The 17,795-nt window shown below is 62.2% G+C and carries 14 protein-coding genes and 1 other RNA gene; 11 read left to right on the forward strand and 4 right to left on the reverse strand.

Annotated features, from left to right (window positions below; translation table 11 throughout):
• The first annotated feature begins 30 nt into the window (after positions 1-30).
• From flgG to flgL, 6 genes are read left to right on the forward strand one after another with little or no spacing between them, the layout of a single operon-like run.
• The gene (gene flgG, locus BM116_RS13630) at positions 31-816 is read left to right on the forward strand and encodes a flagellar basal-body rod protein FlgG (RefSeq protein WP_083726595.1); all 786 of its coding nucleotides are present in this window, start codon (positions 31-33) and stop codon (positions 814-816) included.
• Positions 817-828: 12 nt separating this feature from the next.
• A complete protein-coding gene (gene flgH, locus BM116_RS13635; RefSeq protein WP_083726597.1) occupies positions 829-1,506 on the forward strand; it encodes a flagellar basal body L-ring protein FlgH in 678 nt (225 codons plus the stop codon).
• Between the two features lie 13 nt (positions 1,507-1,519).
• Positions 1,520-2,620, forward strand: coding sequence for a flagellar basal body P-ring protein FlgI (locus BM116_RS13640; protein WP_083726599.1), 1,101 nt, complete (start codon positions 1,520-1,522; stop codon positions 2,618-2,620).
• A 14-nt stretch (positions 2,621-2,634) separates the two neighbouring features.
• Entirely contained in the window at positions 2,635-3,723 is a 1,089-nt protein-coding gene (flgJ, locus tag BM116_RS13645; RefSeq protein ID WP_083726601.1) for a flagellar assembly peptidoglycan hydrolase FlgJ, read from the forward strand.
• Positions 3,724-3,725: 2 nt separating this feature from the next.
• Positions 3,726-5,699, forward strand: a complete 1,974-nt coding sequence (flgK, locus tag BM116_RS13650) for a flagellar hook-associated protein FlgK (RefSeq protein WP_083726603.1) — start codon at positions 3,726-3,728, stop codon at positions 5,697-5,699.
• Between the two features lie 13 nt (positions 5,700-5,712).
• A complete protein-coding gene (gene flgL, locus BM116_RS13655; protein WP_083726605.1) occupies positions 5,713-6,969 on the forward strand; it encodes a flagellar hook-associated protein FlgL in 1,257 nt (418 codons plus the stop codon).
• A gap of 4 nt (positions 6,970-6,973) precedes the next feature.
• Here the strand turns inward: flgL and BM116_RS13660 are convergent, their stop codons facing one another.
• From BM116_RS13660 to BM116_RS13675, 4 genes are all read right to left on the reverse strand, one after another.
• Positions 6,974-7,864 carry a LysR family transcriptional regulator gene (locus tag BM116_RS13660; protein WP_083726607.1) on the reverse strand — a complete coding sequence of 297 codons (891 nt, stop codon included), beginning with the start codon at positions 7,862-7,864 and terminating at the stop codon, positions 6,974-6,976.
• An 8-nt stretch (positions 7,865-7,872) separates the two neighbouring features.
• Positions 7,873-8,265 (reverse strand): Cu(I)-responsive transcriptional regulator, encoded by a 393-nt coding sequence (gene cueR, locus BM116_RS13665; protein WP_083726609.1) that lies wholly within the window; start codon positions 8,263-8,265, stop codon positions 7,873-7,875.
• A complete protein-coding gene (locus BM116_RS13670; protein WP_083726611.1) occupies positions 8,262-10,634 on the reverse strand; it encodes a heavy metal translocating P-type ATPase in 2,373 nt (790 codons plus the stop codon). Before BM116_RS13670 ends, cueR begins: the two co-directional genes overlap by 4 nt.
• Before the next feature lie 154 nt (positions 10,635-10,788).
• Positions 10,789-12,531, reverse strand: a complete 1,743-nt coding sequence (locus BM116_RS13675) for a potassium/proton antiporter (RefSeq protein WP_083726612.1) — start codon at positions 12,529-12,531, stop codon at positions 10,789-10,791.
• Between the two features lie 108 nt (positions 12,532-12,639).
• Between BM116_RS13675 and BM116_RS13680 the strand changes: the two genes are divergently transcribed.
• The 5 genes from BM116_RS13680 to dnaX all read left to right on the forward strand — a co-directional run.
• Positions 12,640-13,290 carry a thiopurine S-methyltransferase gene (locus BM116_RS13680; protein ID WP_083726614.1) on the forward strand — a complete coding sequence of 217 codons (651 nt, stop codon included), beginning with the start codon at positions 12,640-12,642 and terminating at the stop codon, positions 13,288-13,290.
• A gap of 8 nt (positions 13,291-13,298) precedes the next feature.
• Positions 13,299-14,219, forward strand: coding sequence for an AEC family transporter (locus BM116_RS13685; protein ID WP_083726616.1), 921 nt, complete (start codon positions 13,299-13,301; stop codon positions 14,217-14,219).
• A gap of 306 nt (positions 14,220-14,525) precedes the next feature.
• Positions 14,526-16,154: a methyl-accepting chemotaxis protein gene (locus BM116_RS13690; protein ID WP_083726618.1), complete on the forward strand. Its 1,629-nt coding sequence runs from the start codon at positions 14,526-14,528 to the stop codon at positions 16,152-16,154.
• A gap of 81 nt (positions 16,155-16,235) precedes the next feature.
• Positions 16,236-16,332, forward strand: an RNA gene (gene ffs / locus BM116_RS13695) — signal recognition particle sRNA small type.
• A gap of 184 nt (positions 16,333-16,516) precedes the next feature.
• Positions 16,517-17,795: DNA polymerase III subunit gamma/tau (dnaX, locus tag BM116_RS19200; protein ID WP_235846765.1), on the forward strand; the 1,279-nt coding region annotated here is incomplete at its 3' end.

The raw sequence follows: 17,795 nt of genomic DNA on the forward strand, positions 1-17,795 counted from the left end.
TCAATTACTCGGCGCGCGAGGAGAAAGGTGATGCTTTCAGCTCTTTGGGTCAGCAAGACAGGCCTGTCCGCCCAGGACACTATGTTGACGACCATTTCCAACAACCTGGCCAACGTCTCGACGACCGGCTTCAAGCGCGATCGTGCCGAGTTTGAAGATCTGCTGTACCAGATCAAGCGCCAGCCCGGTGGTCAGAGCACCCAGGATACCCAGCTGCCCTCGGGCCTTCAGCTGGGTACCGGGGTCCGCGTGGTCGGCACCCAGAAGATCTTCACCGAGGGTACGCTGCAGACCACCGAGCAGCCGCTCGACATGGCGGTCAACGGGCGCGGTTTCTTTCAGATTTTGATGCCCGACGGTGGAATCGGTTATACCCGCGACGGCAGCTTCCACCTGGATGCCGATGGTCAGATCGTGACCTCCAACGGTTTCCCGCTGGAGCCCGGCATTGTGCTGCCCGACGACGTGCAGACCTTCACCGTGGGTGAAGACGGCACCGTCAGCATCACCACCTTTGGCAACCCGGCCGCGCAGCAGATCGGCAATATTCAGACTGCCGACTTCATCAACCCGGCGGGTCTGCAGTCAATTGGCAACAACCTGTTCCTTGAGACCGCATCAAGCGGCGCGCCGCAGGCCGGTAACCCCGGTCAGAACGGCTTGGGTACGGTGTTGCAGAACACCCTGGAGAACTCCAACGTCAGCGTGGTGGAGGAGCTGGTCAACATGATCACTACCCAGCGCGCCTATGAGATGAACTCCAAGGTCATTTCCACCGCAGATCAGATGCTGCAGTACATCAGTCAGAACCTCTGACGGGAGCCCATCATGATCCGTCTGGCTAATTTGTTGATGTTGCTGGCGCTGGCCGCCCTGACTGGCTGCATGCAGGCGCCGCCTGTGCGCGATGACCCAGCCTATGCGCCGGTGCTGCCGCGCACGCCGCTGCCGCAGGAGCTGAACAACGGCGCGATCTATCAGCCCGGCTTCGAGATGAGTCTTTACAACGACCGCAAGGCACACCGCGTCGGCGACATCATCACCATCACCCTGAGCGAAAGCACCGCTGCGCAGAAGAAGGCTGAAAACGAGATCGATAAGGACAGCTCGACCACCATCGCCAACCCCACCATTCTGGGGAACGCGGTGGGCTTCAAGGGACTGGACCTGGGCGTCAGCATGTCGGGTCAGCGTGCCTTTGAAGGCAGCTCCGACGCCAATCAGAGCAACAGCCTGTCTGGCTCCATCACGGTCACCGTGGCCGAGGTGCTGCCCAACGGCATTCTGGCGATTCGCGGCGAGAAGTGGATCACCCTCAACCAGGGTGACGAGCTGATCCGCATCAGTGGTCTGGTGCGCACTGACGACATCGGGCCGGACAACACTGTGCTGTCGACCCGTGTGGCCGATGCGCGCATTACCTATTCAGGCAAGGGCGCTTTTGCCGATGCCAACCAGCCCGGCTGGCTGAGTCAGTTCTTCCTCAGCCCCATGTGGCCGTTCTGACAGGAGTACTGCCATGCGCAGCCTGATTATCTGCCTCTGTCTTTTCCTTGCCAGTCCGCTGGCGCTGGCTGATCGTCTGAAGGACATCGCCAGCATCGCCGGGGTGCGCAGCAACCAGTTGATCGGTTACGGCCTGGTCGTGGGCCTCGATGGCTCTGGTGACCAGACCAGCCAGACCCCTTTCACCGTGCAGACTTTCGAGAATATGCTGACCCAGTTTGGCATCACCGTGCCGGAAGGAACCCGCATTCAGATGAAGAACGTCGCTGCCGTGGCTATCCACGCGGATCTGCCGCCGTTCTCGCGTCCGGGCCAGACTATCGACGTGACCGTGTCCTCGATTGGTAACTCCAAGAGCCTGCGCGGCGGTTCGCTGCTGATGACGCCGCTCAAGGGGATCGACGGCCAAGTCTATGCCATCGCCCAGGGCAACCTGGTGGTGGGCGGCTTTGGCGCCGAAGGTGCCGACGGCTCGCGCATCACGGTGAATATTCCGAGCGCCGGGCGTATCCCTAACGGCGCGACCGTCGAGCGTTCGGTATCCAGCCCGTTCACCTCTGGCGATCACCTGATCTTCAACCTCAATCGGCCGGACTTTACTACGGCCAAGCGTGTGGTTGATCGCATCAATGAAACCTTTGGCCCTGGCGTTGCCCAGGCGCTAGACGGCGGCTCGGTGCGGGTCCGTGCGCCGATCGACCCCAACCAGCGGGTGGACTATCTGGCCATGGTCGAGAACCTGACCGTGGAGCAGGGCAGCGCGGCGGCCAAGGTCATTATCAACTCTCGTACCGGCACCATCGTGATTGGTCAGGATGTGCGCGTGCAGCCGGCAGCCGTTACCCATGGTGGCCTGACTGTCACCATCAGTGAAAATCCGCAGGTCAGTCAGCCGGACGGTGTGCTGTCCGGCGGCCAGACGGTTATTTCACCGAGTTCTCAGATCAATATCGAGGAAGGCGACAGCCGCATGTTTGTGTTCAATCCGGGCGTTTCGCTGGATGAAATCGTGCGTGCGGTCAATCAGGTCGGCGCTGCGCCGGGCGACCTGATGGCCATTCTCGAAGCGCTTAAGCAGGCCGGCGCCTTGAATGCCGATCTGGTCATCATCTGACCGGGGAGCGAGCCATGAGCATCACCACCAGCTACACCGACATCAACAGCATCAGTCAACTCAAGACTGGCAGCGACGCCAACAGCCCGGAGAACGTGCGCAAGGTGGCGCAGCAGTTTGAATCGCTGTTCGTCAACATGATGATCAAGAGCATGCGTGATGCCAACGCGGTGTTTGCCGAGGGCAACCCGCTGAATACCCCGCAGACCAAGTTTTACCAGGAAATGTACGACAACCAGATGGCGGTGCATTTGTCCGAGGGCCGCGGGCTGGGCTTGAGCGATGCGCTGATGCGTCAGCTCTCGCCCAAGGCCGAGGCCGCAAGCACCGGCGCTGATACCGGTGCCTCGGGCGCCGCTGCGTCGGGCGCCGGCGCGTCGGCAGTAGATCAGTCCGCGCTGTTGGCGCGCCGCCGTCTGCAGGTTGCCTCCGATTACAGTGCCTGGGCCGAGCGTCTGGATCGTGCCGAGGCCAGCACTGCCAGCAGTCAGAGCAATGACTGGCAGCCACTGCGCGGTATCGAGGCCATGCGCCGCAGTGCATCGACGGTGGCGGCGGTATCCGGTGAGGCGGCTCAGCGCACTCGCTTTGCCAACAGCCAGGAGTTTGTCGAGACCATGCTGCCGATGGCCGAGAAGGCCGCGGCGCGCCTGGGTGTTGACCCGCATTATCTGGTTGCCCAGGCGGCGCTGGAAACCGGCTGGGGCAAGTCGGTCATTCGTCAGTCCGACGGCAGCTCCAGCCACAACCTGTTCGGTATCAAGGCCCATGGCGGCTGGCAGGGTGACAGCGCCAATGTGGCCACCACCGAATACCGCAACGGCGTCAGTACCCGCGAGCGGGCGGATTTTCGCAGTTACAGCTCCTGGGAGCAGAGCTTTGAGGATTATGTGAGCTTTCTGGAAAGCAACGGCCGCTACAGCAAGGCGCTGAGCAGCACTGCGAACCCGGATACCTTCTTCCGTGAGCTGCAAAGCGCCGGTTACGCGACCGACCCGCAGTACGCGCGTAAGGTGTCGCAGATCGCCCGTCAGCTGATCGGCAGCAGCGATAGCCGTGTTGCCAGCACTGACACCACTTCAGACAACGGCGGCAGGGCCTGAGCATGGCAAATCTATTCGGTATCGGCCTCAGCGGCCTGAAGACAGCCCAGACCCAGCTATCGGTCACCGGTCAGAACATCACCAACGTCAACACCGCCGGCTACACCCGGCAGACGGCGCTGCAGGCGGCACAAACCCCAAGCTTCAGTGGTGCCGGCTATCTGGGTAACGGCAGCAAGGTGGTGGATGTAGAGCGTATCTACAACCAGTTTTTGACTAACCAGGTCAGAACTGCGACCTCGACCAACGCCGAAGTGCAGGCCTTTCAATCGCAGCTCGAACAGCTCAACACCCTGGTGTCGAGCAGCGCGACCGGTATCACCCCCGGCCTGCAGAGCTACTTTGACGCGCTGCAGACCGCTATCGAAGACCCGGCCAACCTGCCGGCGCGTCAGCTGTTCCTGTCCGAGGCCGAAGGGCTCGCGTCGCGTTTTAATACCGTGCAGACCAGTCTGACCACGCAGAACCAGTTCATTGGCCAGCAAATGAGCACCCTGGCAGATCAGGCCAGCCGTCTTGCCACCTCCATTGCCAGCTACAACGACAGCATCGCCGTGGCGGCTGCCAACGGCGCTCAGCCCAATGACCTGCTCGATGCCCGGGATGAAGCCGTGCGCGAGCTGAGTGAATTGATCGGCGTGACCGTGGTGCAGCAGGACGACAACGTTCTGAATATCTTTATCGGCTCGGGCCAGCCGCTGGTGGTCGGTAACGAAGCCTCCACACTGGCGGTGCGGCCCGGTGCCGGTGATCCATCGCGGGTGGACGTGGTACTCAAGGCCGGCAACGCCACGCAGGACGTGACCGGGCTGATCAGCGGCGGTGAGCTGGGTGGCCTGATCAAGTACCGCGATGATGTGCTGGACCCGGCGCTCAACGCCATTGGCCGTCTGGCGCTGTCGATTGCCAGCGAGTTCAACCAGCAGCAGGGCCAGGGGCTGGACCTCAACGGTAATGCCGGTGCCTCGCTGTTCAACGATATCAACAGCGCTGAACTGGTGGACGGGCGTAGCCGTGCGCGCGTCAACAACAGCGACCCGAACGCCAAGCTCGACGTGCTGATCAGCGATACCTCGCAGTTGAGCACCTCCGATTACGAAGTGGTGTTCACCACTGCCACCGAGTTCACCGTGCGCCGTACCTCGGATGACAGCGTCAGCGGGCCTTATGACCTGAGTAGCGTGCCGCCGCCCGAGCTGGACGGCTTTACCATTGAGCTGGGCGGCGGCGGTATCGCAGCGGGTGACCGTTTTCTGCTGACCCCGACCCGTCACGCCGCTGCTGAGATGTCGGTGGTGATGCAAGAGCCGCAGGAGCTGGCCTTTGCTGCACCGGGCTCGATTCAGGCCAGTCTGGACAATCGCGGTACCGGCACCCTGAGTCAGCCGGCACTGAGCGCCGGCCCGTCACCGATCGATCCGGCAGCGCTGCAGGGGCTGCTGCCCATCGAGCTGAGCTATGACGAGGCCAGTGGTGAGCTGCAGGTGACCGGCGGCACCGCCACGCTCAACCCATCGCCACTGGTGATTACCCCCGGCCAGACCAACAGCGTCGAGGTGACTGTGGGTGGCTACACCTTCAGCATGGCCATGACCGGCACGCCGAAGGATGGCGACAGCTTCAACCTGGAATTCAACACCGGGGTTGCGGATAACCGCAACGCCTTGGCGATGTCCGACCTGCAGACCGCTCAGGTGCTGGGGCAGGCCAATGGTGCGGAAGGTTTTTCCTTTGTCGACGGCTACGGCGATCTGGTCCAGCGTGTGGCGACCTACACCGCCCAGGCGCGCACCAACTCCGAATCTAGTGCCTCGGTGCTGACCCAAGCGACCAATAACCGTGACTCGGTGTCGGCGGTCAACCTTGATGAAGAGGCGGCCAACCTCATCCGCTTTGAGCAGTATTACAACGCTTCGGCCCAGGTGATTCAGGTTGCCCGGACCATTTTTGATACGCTGATCAACAGCGTCAGATAACGGGTAACGACCCATGCGTATCTCAACCATTCAGCAGTTCAATAGCGGTGTACGTGGCATCCAGGATAACTACAGCAATGCCACCCGCACCCAGGAACAGATCAGCTCGGGCAAGCGCATCCTGACCCCGGCGGATGATCCGGTCGCGACCGTACGCCTGCTGCAACTGAGTCAGGAGTCCAACCGTCTGGAGCAGTTCAGCACCAACATGACGGCGGCCAACAACAGCCTGACCCAGGAAGAGGCGATTCTCAACTCGGTCAACAACAGCCTGCAGCGCATTCGTGAAATCGCCATTGAAGCCGGTGATGGCTCTATGAGTGACGCCGACCGCCAGGCGCTGGCAACCGAGTTGGAACAGCGTGAAGAGGAACTGTACAACCTGTTCAATAGCCAGAACGCGCGCGGCGAGTACCTGTTTGGTGGTTACCAGAGCAGCGAGCAGCCCTTTGTCAAAAATCCGGACGGCAGCTACAGCTACCAGGGTGACGAAGGTCAGCGCTCAATCCAGATTGCTGGCTCCAAGTACGTGGCGATCAATGACAACGGCAAGGATCTGTTCGTCAATGTCGCCAACGTCAACCGCGTCAATACTGAAGCCGATGCCGCCAACACCGGCACCGGGCGCATTTCACTGGGTGTGGTGGAAGACAAGACCACCTATGACAATACCTTCTACCCGCAGGGCAGCGTCAGCATTGTGATCGGTGCCACCGGCGACAGTTACGAGATTGTCGATAGCGCCGGCAACCCGCTGGCACCGCCGGTGACCGGTGATCTGGAAGAGAACGACGAAGGGGGCTACACCGTCCGCTATGCCGGTGTGGCCGTGACGCTGGATGGTGAGTTGGCCGCCGGCGACAGCTTCAGCATTAGCACAGGTGACAGCGCGGGCAGCACCAACCGGGAAACCCGCAGCATTCTGGAAACCGTCTCGCTGTTGCGCAGCACGCTGGAAACCGGCGGTAGCAGCAGTGAGGACAAGTGGCAGCGGCGAGATGTGATCGCTGTGACCCTGGATAACCTCGACAACGCGATGAATCAGGTGTTGAGCGTGCAGACCACCATTGGCGCGCGTATGAACGTGATCGAGTCGACTCTGACCGAGAATGAGGAAGTGTCGCTGATCAATACCGCCGTTACCTCCGAGCTGCAGGATCTGGACTATGCCGAGGCACTTAGTCGCCTGAGTCTGCAGAGCGTGGTGCTGGAGGCGTCACAACAGAGCTTTGTCAAAGTCAGCGGGCTGAGTCTGTTCAACCTGTTGTAAGCGGTTAGCGCGTCTGGCTTTCGGCGTGCAGCATCTCGATAAAGGCGGATGCGGCAGGCGAAAGCGGGCGCTGGCGACGGGTCACCAGACCAAAGCTGGTGCCGGGTAAGAGCTCCGGCCAGTCCAGCAGCGTCAGGGTTTCGGCGCTCAGCTCATCGTGCAGAATATCCAGATCGCCAATGCTCAGGGCGTCGCTGTGGCGGACTACGCGCTTGAGCACATCCAGGTTGTCGCATTCCAGGCTGATCAAGGGTTCCGGGCGCGGCAGGGTGTAGCGCAGGGTCTGGAGTATCACATCCGGGACGCGAAAACTCGCCAGCGGATAGGCGGCCAGCAGCTCGGGCGTCAGGTCCGTGCGCCCGGCCAGTGGGTGGCTTGCCCGGCAGAACAGCCGGCTGGGGGCCTGGCGCAGTGGGGTTACCTCCAGCAGCGGGTCGTTTTCCAGTTCGCGTATGTCCGCAACAAACAACTCCAGCTGCTCCGCCAGCAGTTGATTGCGCAGCGCCAGCCAGTGCTGCACTTCCATGTGTACCCGCACTCCGGGATAGCGGCGGTTGAACTGGCCCAGCACGCGGGGCAGCAGCCCTGCGGCCGGAAAGGGGCCAGCGCCCATCAGTAGCTCACCGGCTTCCAGATCGTTGAATTGGCGCAGGGCGTTGCGCAACGCCGTGCTGCCGGCGAGCAGCCGCTGGGCGTGCTCCAGCACCAGTTGGCCCTGCGGCGTCAGCTCAACCCCCTTGCCACCCCGGTTGATCAGATCGCAGCCGAGGCGCTGCTCCAGTGTCTGGATGCTACGGCTCAGCGCAGGTTGGCTCAGGCCGATGGCTTCACCGGCACGGGCAAAGCCCTGGTGCTCGACCAGGGCAACAAAGTGGCGTAGGGATTTCAGTTCCATAGGGCGTCTCAGCAGGGGCTGGCCAGCGAGTTGATGATCGGGCAGTCCGGGCGGTGGTCACCCTGACAGCAATCGGCCAATTGCGCCAGGCTGGCGTGCATGGCCTGCAGGTCGGCGATGCGCTCCTCCAGCTCTTTCAGGTGCTCGCCGGCCAGCGCTTTTACCTCGGCGCTGGAGCGCGAGCGATCCTGCCATAGCTGCAACAGCCGGGCTATCTGCTCCATGCTGAAGCCGAGGCGCCGCGCGCGCTGGATAAACCCCAAGGTGTGCAGGTCGCTATCGCCGTACTGACGATAGCCGCCCTCACTGCGCGGCGGCGCTGGCAGCAAACCGATTTTCTCGTAGTGCCGAATCATGCGCGGGCTAAGGCCGCTGGCAGTGGCTGCCTGGCTGATATTCATGCGTCCTCCGGTTGCCAGCGTTTGAGCAGCAGCGCGTTGCTGACCACGCAGACGCTGCTGGCGGCCATCATGGCGCCGGCGATCATCGGGTTGAGCAGGCCAAAGGCGGCCAGCGGAATGCCCAGGCAGTTGTACACGAAAGCCCAGAACAGGTTTTGACGAATCTTGTCGCCGGTGCGGCGTGACAGCGCCAGCGCCATGGGGACCAGGGCCGGGTCACCGCGCATCAGGGTGATGCCGGCGCTGTGCATGGCAACATCGGTGCCGGTGGACATGGCCATGCCGACATCGGCGCTGCTCAGTGCGGGAGCGTCGTTGATGCCGTCGCCGATCATGGCTACAACCTTGCCCTGTTGCTGCAGGCGCTGCACTTCGCTGACCTTGTCGGCTGGCAGCACGCTGCCTCGCACCTGATCGAGCCCCAACTGGCGGCCAATGTGCTCGGCGGCGCTCTGGCTGTCACCGCTGATCAGCAGCGACTCGATGTGCTGCGCCTGCAGTTGGTCGATGGTGGCACGGGCGTTGTCTTTCAGGCTGTCGGCAAAGCTCAGCAGCGCCAGCACCTGATCGCCTTGGGCCAGCCATGACAGGCTTGCCCCGTCGGCTTGCAACTCGGCGGCCTGTTGCTGCCAGGGCGTCAGATCAAGCTGTTGCTCCTCTAGCAGGCGGGCACTGCCCAGCCAGGCATTCTGGCCGTCGACCAGGCCCTGGGCGCCGCGCCCGGCGAGCACCTGCAGGTTGTCGGCAGGTGCTGCCTGGATGCCTTGCTCGGCGGCGTAGTCGCACAGTGCACGGGCCAGCGGATGCTCCGCCTGTTGTTGCAGGGCCAGGGCAACGCGCAGCACGTCTTCGGCGCTATGCCCGTTCAGAGGCTCGACGCGGGTCAGCGCGGGTTTGCCCCGGGTCAGGGTGCCGGTTTTGTCAAAGATCACGGCGTTGACCAGGCGGGCACGTTCGAGCGCTTCGGCGTCGCGAATCAGAATGCCGTAACGTGCGGCCACTCCGGTGCCGACCATGATGGCGGTCGGCGTGGCGAGTCCCAGGGCGCAGGGACAGGCAATAACCAGCACGGCAATGGCGTTGAGCAGCGCCGCCTGCGGGCCGATGAAGAAACTGCCGATCGCCCAGGTCAGCAGTGCGATGGCAATCACCACCGGCACGAATACCGCCGCGACGCGATCGACCAGGCGCTGGATGGGCGCCTTGGAGCTTTGTGCGTTCTCGACCATGCGCACGATCTGCGCCAGCAGCGTGTCCTGGCCGACGCCGGTGGTGTTGATCAGTAGTACGCCGTCCTGGTTCAGACTGCCGGCACGCACGGCATCTCCGGGGCCGCGGCTGACCGGCAGGCTTTCGCCGGTGAGCATGGACTCGTCGATATGGCTGTTGCCTTCGGTAATCTCGGCGTCAACCGGGATGCGTTCGCCAGCGCGCACCACCAGCTGATCACCCGGCAGCACCTGGCTGAGCGGCACGTCGCGTTCGCCATCGGCATCACGCAGCCGCGCGGTGTCCGGGCGCAGGGCGGTGAGGGCGCGGATCGCCTCCAGGGTCTGCCCCTTGGCGCGGTTTTCCAGGTATTTGCCCAGCAGGATAAAGGTGACGATGACCGCAGAGGCCTCGTAGTACAGGTGCAGCTCGGTGCCTGCCGGTTGGGTAAGCAGGTTCCAGGTGCTCAACGCCCAGCCGGCGCTGGTGCCCAGCACTACCAGCAGGTCCATGTTGGCGGTGCGGTTGCGCACCGCATGCCACGCGCCACGGTAGAAGGTGGCTCCAAACACAAACTGCACAATGCTCGCCAGAATCAGCTGCAGCCAGCCAGGCAACATCCAGTGCCCGGCCCCGAGCAGGGCAGGGAGCATGGCGAGCAACATGGGGGCGCTGAGCAGGGCGGCGATGATCACATGGCGCCGTTGTTTGGCCAGATCTGGCCCTGCGTCGTTGGCGGGGGCTTCGGCTTCCAGCCATTGTCCGGGATAGCCGGCCTGACGCAGCGCGCGCAGCAGCGCGTCCTGGTCGGTGCCCTGCAGCATCCGCACCCGGGCCTGCTGGCTGGCCAGGTTGACCTGGGCTTCGAGCACGCCCGGCACCTTGTTCAGCGCAGCCTCGGTACGGCCAACGCAGCTGGCGCAAGTCAGGTTGTTCAGTTGGATCTGTCTGGTCTGCTGCTCGGCAGGGTAGCCGGCCTGTTGCAGTGCCTGCTCTACGGCCAGCAACTGGCTGTTGTCCTGCACATCCATTCGGGCGGTTTGCGCCGCCAGGTTAACTGCGACCTGCTGGACGCCGTCTACGCCTGCAAGGGCCCGCTCAACCCGGCCGACGCATCCGGCGCAGCTCATACCATCCAGCTGCAATGTAATCTCCGACATGACCTGCTCCTGCGCTATTGACTCCATTGCAGCATGAACCCTGACATCATGTGAAGGTCAAGCGCGGAGTGCATGCCTGCGGCAAAGCGTCACTCAGGGCAGCACCCTTGGTTCCAGGTGCCTTTGGACATTCTGCTGCTGCGTTGCGCCTGGCCTAGAACCCAAGCACCGGGCCGCCGCCGTTGCCGAGCTTGAGACCAACCTTGAGAATCCAGTCATTGTCCATGGCAGCGACAACCCAGGTGTGGCCCTCCCACTCGATCTGGTCGCCGACCACCGGGTGGCCGCCGAATTGTCGGCTGAAGAAGGCAGCCAGGGTCTGGTCGCGCATCTCTTCGGGCACGGCAAAGCCGTAAAACTTGCCTACCTCTCCCAGTGTCGCGTCACCCTCGAGAATGAAGTCACCAAAGAAGCTGCGGCTTTCCAGTCGGCGTGGCGGCTGCGCCTTGCTGAACAGCTTGGACAGCGCCGGCAGGTCGCGCGGGCGGCCAACCACACAGAGCACGTCGCCCAGTGCCAGCTGGGTGCTGCCGGTGGGGTGCAGCAGGTGGTTGCCACGGAACAGCGCGGCAATGCGGGTATCGTCCGGCATCTTCAGATCACGCAGGGCCACGCCGACACACCAGTTGGCGTTATCGAGCTGGTAGACCAGCAGTTCAAAGTCACCCTCGATGGCGGTGTCCAGGCTGGTACGTTGCAGGGGTTCGGGTTGTGGCGGAATCTCCACTTTGCACAGGCGCGCCGCCAGTGGCAGCGAGGAGCCTTGCAGCAGCAGCGACACCAGCACCACCACAAAGGCCAGGTTGAACAGCAATTGCGCCTGCTCCAGGCCGGCCAGCAGCGGGAAGATAGCCAGAATGATCGGCACCGCACCACGCAGGCCAACCCAGGCGATAAACAGCCGCTCACGCCAGGAAAAGACAAAGGGTGCCAGGCAGATCAGTACCGCAATGGGGCGGGCAACCAGAATCAGAAACAGCGCGATCATCACGGCGGGCACCGCGATGATGATCATCTCGCTGGGGGTGACCAGCAAACCGAGCATCAGGAACATGCCGATCTGACTGAGCCAGGCCATCCCATCCTGCACCTGCAGGATGTTCTGCAGGTTACGCACCCGGTTGTTGCCGAGAATCAGGCCGGTCAGATAAATGGCCAGAAAGCCGCTGCCGCCAATCTTGTTGGTCGCGGCAAATACCAGGATGGCGCCGCTGGTAATCAGCAGCGGGTACAGGCCGGCGGGCAGGGTGACGCGGTTGACCAGCCAGACCAGGCCAAAGCCGCCCGCCAGACCGCACAGCGCGCCGATGCCGAACTGCTCGATCAGCAGCAGAGCAAAGGACCAACTGAAGCTGGTCTGCCCGTTGGCGAGCATTTCGACCAGGGTGATGGTCAGGAAGATTGCCATCGGGTCATTCGAGCCGGACTCGATTTCCAGTGTGGCGCCAACGCGCTGCTTGAGATTCAGCCCCTTGCCCTGCAGCAGCGAGAATACGGCTGCGGCATCCGTTGAGCCGACAATCGCGCCCAGCAGCAGGCCCTGCAGCCAGTGCAACTCCAGCAGCCAGGCGGTGAGCGCGCCGGTCAGCGCGGCACTGATCAGCACGCCGACGCTGGCCAGCGACATGGCTGGCCATAGACCCACGCGGAAGTTTTCCACCCGGGTACGCATGCCGCCGTCCAGCAGGATAATCGCCAACGCCAGGCTGCCGATCAGAAACGCGCTGTTGGCATCCTCAAACTGGATGCGGCCGATACCATCGACCCCTGCGAGCATGCCGATAACCAGGAAGATCAGCAGCAGCGGAATGCCCAGGCGCGACGACAGCGAGCTGGCCAGGACGCTAAAGCAGAGCAGCACGGCACCTATCAGGAATAGGGTGTTGATGTAGTCCATGGGGCAACTCGACGGCGGGTGATACGAACCACACCACTATATCGTCTCTGTCCCGGTGCAGTAAAAAAATTACTGTATAGTCAATGCATTGTGTGTAGCGAGGACAGTATGGACGCAACATTCTGGCAAGAGCGGTGGCAGCGCGGGGAAATCGGTTTTCACAAGGCGTCGATTAATCCACTGTTGCAGCAGTGGTGGCCGCGTCTGTCACTGAGTGGCACGGAGTCGGTGCTGGTGCCTCTGTGTGGCAAGTCGCTTGACCTGCTTTGGCTGCGTCAGGCGGGGCACCCGGTGATCGGCGTTGAGTTGGCGCGTAGCGCGCTTGAGGCTTTTGATGCCGAGCACCAGCTGGCGCTTGAGTGGACGCAGCAGGGTGACTTTTCCGTGGCACGCGGCGCGGGCTTTGAGCTGCTGTGCGGCGATTACTTTGCCCTGCAAGCGGAGCAACTGGCCGCGGTGTCGGCGGTATATGATCGCGCGGCGCTGATTGCCCTGCCGCCGTCGATGCGTGAGCGTTACGTCGCCCAGCTGCGCAGTCTGTTGCCAGATGGCTGGCAGATGCTGCTGGTGACCTTGGACTATCCTCAGGAGCAGCGCCCCGGCCCGCCGTTCAGCGTGCCTGACGCCGAGGTGCGGGCGCTGTATCAGGGCTGCCAGATCGAGGTGCTGGATGAGCAGGATGTGCTGGCTGATCACGCCGTCTTTGCCAGCCAGGGTATGCAGTCACTGGTTGAACGGGTCTATCTCATCTCTGCCTGAGGCGTCCAATGCTCGCCGCGTTTGCCCTGCTGTACAAACTGCTGCCGTTGTACGTCACGGTCGGCCTCGGCTGGCTGGCCGGGCGTTACCTTGAGGCCAGTGGCCGGCATATAGCCGGCATCATGATGTACATCGTCACGCCTTCGGTGGTTTTTGCCGGCGTGATGCGGGCGCCGCTGTCGCCTGAAGTCATTGCGTTGCCGTTTCTGACCTTTGCCCTGTGCAGCCTTCTCGGCTGGCTGCACCTGCAGGTGGCGCGCCGCTGGTTCCCCGAGTCCGGCGCCAACATGATTCCGCTGGCGGTGGGCACCGGTAACACGGGTTATTTTGGTATCCCGGTCGCCTTGCTGCTGTTTGGCGAGCAGGGCCTGTCGATCTACATCGTCTGCATGCTCGGGACCACGTTGTTTGAAACCTCTGTCGGCTTTTATCTGGCCGCACGCGGGCGCTTTGGCATTCGTGATTGCCTGATCAAGGTGGCGCGGCTGCCGTCTCTGTATGCGTTCTTTCTGGCCGTTGTGCTCAACGGCGCGGGGCTGTCTATCCCCGAGGCGTTTGTGCCGCTGTTTGATAACTTGCGCGGCGCCTACAGCGTATTTGGCATGATGATCATTGGCATGAGTATCCTCAGCTTTCAGGGCTTGGCCGGTGATCTGCGCTTTACCGGACTGGCTTTGCTCGGCAAGTTTTTCAGCTGGCCGCTGATGGCGTTAGCGTTCTGCTGGTTCGACAGTCATGTGACTCAACTGTATGGACAGGATGTCTATCAGGCCATACTGCTGATCTCCATAACGCCGATTGCTGCCAACACGGTGGTGATCGCAACCCTGCTCGAGACCCATCCTCGTCAAGTGGCTGGCACGGCGCTGCTCAGCACTCTGGTGGCCCTGGTCTATATCCCTTTGATGATCTCCTGGCTGTTTGTCTGAGCGGCGTTGGCGGTTTTTTGCGACTAGACTTCAAATAGAGAAAAATTTGACGGAAAGCAGCTAATGCCGACTGGGCATTGGCCGATAATTCAATTACGGAACTGAATGGGAGCGCTGGTCCAGTCGCTGCAAAAGCGAGCAGGCCGGCGTTGTATAAGGGAAGCCGGTGTCGCTAGGGCTTCTCGGGGCGAAGGGTTACGCCCGGCTGCTTCCGGTATGGCGGAGTCCTGCCGAGCCTGTTTCAGGGAATAACCGGCCCGCTGCGGTCTTTTTCTGCCTGCGTCTGCTACAAGAGTGATAACCGCTATGCCTAGCCTGATTCGAGACATGAGTTTTCGCTGGAAGCTAACCATCCCCTTGCTGATTCTGGCTGCGTTGCTGGTCCTGTCGGGGCTGTTTGCGTTCTGGGCACTGACCACCGTGGAGAAGCGTTTGCACCGTGTTGCGTCAGAGTTGCTGCCGCAGAGCAGTGTGGTGCTGGAGGCTGACCGGGATCTGTACCAGGCGCTGAGTGCCGAGCGTGCCATCATTGCCGGGGTAAACAGCGCGGGGCTGGATGCAGAGCTTAGCGACAACCTGCAGCAGGCCAGCGACCGCATCGCGGGCTATGGCGAGGCGACTGATTCTGCCCAGGGTAAGGCGCTGGTCGCCGAATTTAGCCGCGCCTTCGCCACCTGGAAGGCGACAGCGATGGACAACGTGAGGCTGGCGCGCAGCGGCGCTGCAGCCCAGGCGTCAAATATCAGCTACGGGCGTGGCTACGAAGAGTTTTCGCGTGCCCGCGATCTGATCGATCAGATGACCGGGTTGATTAACCAGCAGGTTGACGTTGAAGAGGTCGAGGCGGCAACCGACGTCGGCGCCAGTCACGCACGGGTGACAACGGTGCTGATTGTCGGCGGTATCGTTTGCTTGCTGATGATCATATTCTTCCCCGGCCTGATTACCAATCCGCTGCGCGAGCTGCTGCAGCGTATTCGTGACATCGCCGACGGTGAGGGTGATCTGACCCAGCGTGTGGTTGTGCACTCCAATGATGAACTGGGCCAGCTCAGTCGCGCGGTTAACGCCTTTCTGGAACAGCTGCAGACGCTGATTCGCCAGGTTGCCGAGTCCACCTTGCAGGTTGCCTCGGCGGCAGAAGAAATGAGCGCTATTGCCAGCGGACAGGAGAAACTGGTCAATGAGCAGTACATGGCCGTTGATCAGGTCAGCACCGCAGCGACCGAGATGAGTGCGGCGATTCATGAGGTGGCAGACAACGCTCATAGCACCGCTGACGCCGCCCGAGAGGCTGACCGTCAGGGCCACGCGGCGGCTGATGTCGTGTCCGCGACAATGAGCGACCTGCGTCGCCTTGCTGCAGACGTGGAAGAGGCCGCAGGCGTGATCAACAATCTGGAGCAGGACACCGACAAGATCGGCGGCGTGCTCAGCGTAATTGAAGGTATCGCCGAACAGACCAACCTGTTGGCGCTCAACGCGGCCATTGAGGCAGCGCGTGCCGGTGAGCAGGGGCGTGGCTTTGCGGTGGTTGCCGATGAAGTGCGTGCACTGGCGGCCCGTACCCAGGATTCGACCCGTGATATTCAGCAGATGATTCAGAAGCTGCAGTCCGGGACCGGTCAGGCGGTTGCGGTGATGCAACGTGGTGCCGAGCTGGCAGGGCAGAGTGTCGAGAAGGCAGGTGCAACCGAGACCTCGCTCAGCGAGACCTCAGCATCGGTGATGCGCATCAACGACATGGCGGCGCAAATCGCCGCGGCCTGTGAAGAGCAAAGCCAGACCACCGAAGACATCGCCCGCAATATCAGCGGTATTCGCGACCTGTCCAACCAGTCGGCTCAGTCGTCCCAGGAAAGCCGCGACGCGAGCAATGCGTTGGCACGTCTGGCGTCGGCCCTGCAGGAACAGGTTGGGCGCTTCAAAACCTGATATTCGGGTTGTAACTTGAGCACAAGCCGTTACAATAGCGCGGCCTGAGAGCAGTCAGCACTCAGGTCGCTATGGTGGCCCCGTCGGTCCCCTCGCAATGATCAGCCGTGAACCCGGTCAGGCCCGGAAGGGAGCAGCCGCAGCGGTCATATCGTGTGCCGGGGTGTGGCTGCGGGGCCGCCTCCAACTTTATCTCCCCCTCTTGTTATTGCCCGGCAGATTTCAGCCCTGTCAGCCTGCGCTGATCGTGCATCTGGTGCTGCCTCTCTGCGTGCTGAAATTGCTCACCGATGCTCGCAATGTGCGACCTGCTTGGGTACATTAGCCGCTTGCATTCGACCGAACGGAAACGAACAGAGCCAATGAGTTATCAGGTACTTGCCCGCAAATGGCGTCCGCGCCTGTTCCGTGAAATGGTCGGACAGACCCATGTGCTGCAGGCGCTGATCAACGCGCTGGACAACAACCGCCTACACCACGCCTATCTGTTCACCGGTACGCGCGGTGTCGGTAAGACCACGATCGCGCGTATTCTGGCCAAATGCCTGAACTGTGAGGCCGGCGTCAGTTCGGAACCCTGTGGTACCTGCTCATCCTGTCTGGAAATTGACCAGGGGCGTTTTGTTGACCTGATCGAGGTCGACGCCGCCAGCCGTACCAAGGTAGAGGACACCCGCGAGCTGCTGGAAAACGTGCAGTACGCTCCCACCCGTGGGCGCTTCAAGGTCTACCTGATCGACGAAGTGCACATGCTGTCCAGTCACAGTTTCAATGCACTGCTGAAAACCCTCGAAGAGCCGCCGGAACACGTCAAGTTTCTGCTGGCCACCACTGATCCGCAGAAACTGCCGGTTACCATTCTCTCGCGCTGCCTGCAGTTCTCGCTCAAGAACATGCCGCCGGAGAAGGTGGTCGAGCACCTGCAGCACGTACTCACCGACGAGCAGATTGGCTTTGATCAGGAGTCGCTGTGGCTTCTGGGACGCGCGGCCGATGGCTCGATGCGTGACGCGCTGAGTCTAACCGACCAGGCCATTGCCTTTGGCAACGGCCAGTTGCAGGTGGCTGAAGTACGCAACATGCTGGGCACTATCGATCATGGCCAGGTGTTTTCTGTTCTCGAAGCGCTGATTGCCGGTGATGCGCGGGCCCTCATGGCGGCGGTGGCCGAGTTGGCGGAGCAGGGCGCGGACTTTTCCGGCGTGCTGGCCGAACTGATTTCGACGCTGCAGCGCGTTGCCATGGCCCAGGTGGTACCTGAGGCGACCGATAACAGTCTGGGTGATCAGCAGCGAGTGCTGGATCTGGCCGGGCAGGTCAGTGCCGAGGACGTGCAGCTGTTCTATCAACTGGCCCTGCACGGGCGTCGCGATTTGCCGCTGGCGCCGGAGCCACGTGGCGGCCTGGAAATGGCGCTATTGCGGATGCTCGCCTTCCGGCCCGGTACCTTGGCTGATGTGCGGCCAGCGGGGCAGGTGGTGCCGCCGGGCGACGTGCCGGAAAAGCCGGCGGGGTCCAGTCCGGCCAAGACTGAACCCGAGGCGACCCAGGCAGCAACAGCGCCCGCTGTTGCTCCTGCTGTCTCTGCCGCAGCTAATACTGCTGCACCTGCACCTGCACCTGCACCTGCACCTGCACCTG

It is taken from the genome of Halopseudomonas pachastrellae, from assembly GCF_900114765.1.
In the GTDB taxonomy this organism is placed as follows: domain Bacteria; phylum Pseudomonadota; class Gammaproteobacteria; order Pseudomonadales; family Pseudomonadaceae; genus Halopseudomonas; species Halopseudomonas pachastrellae.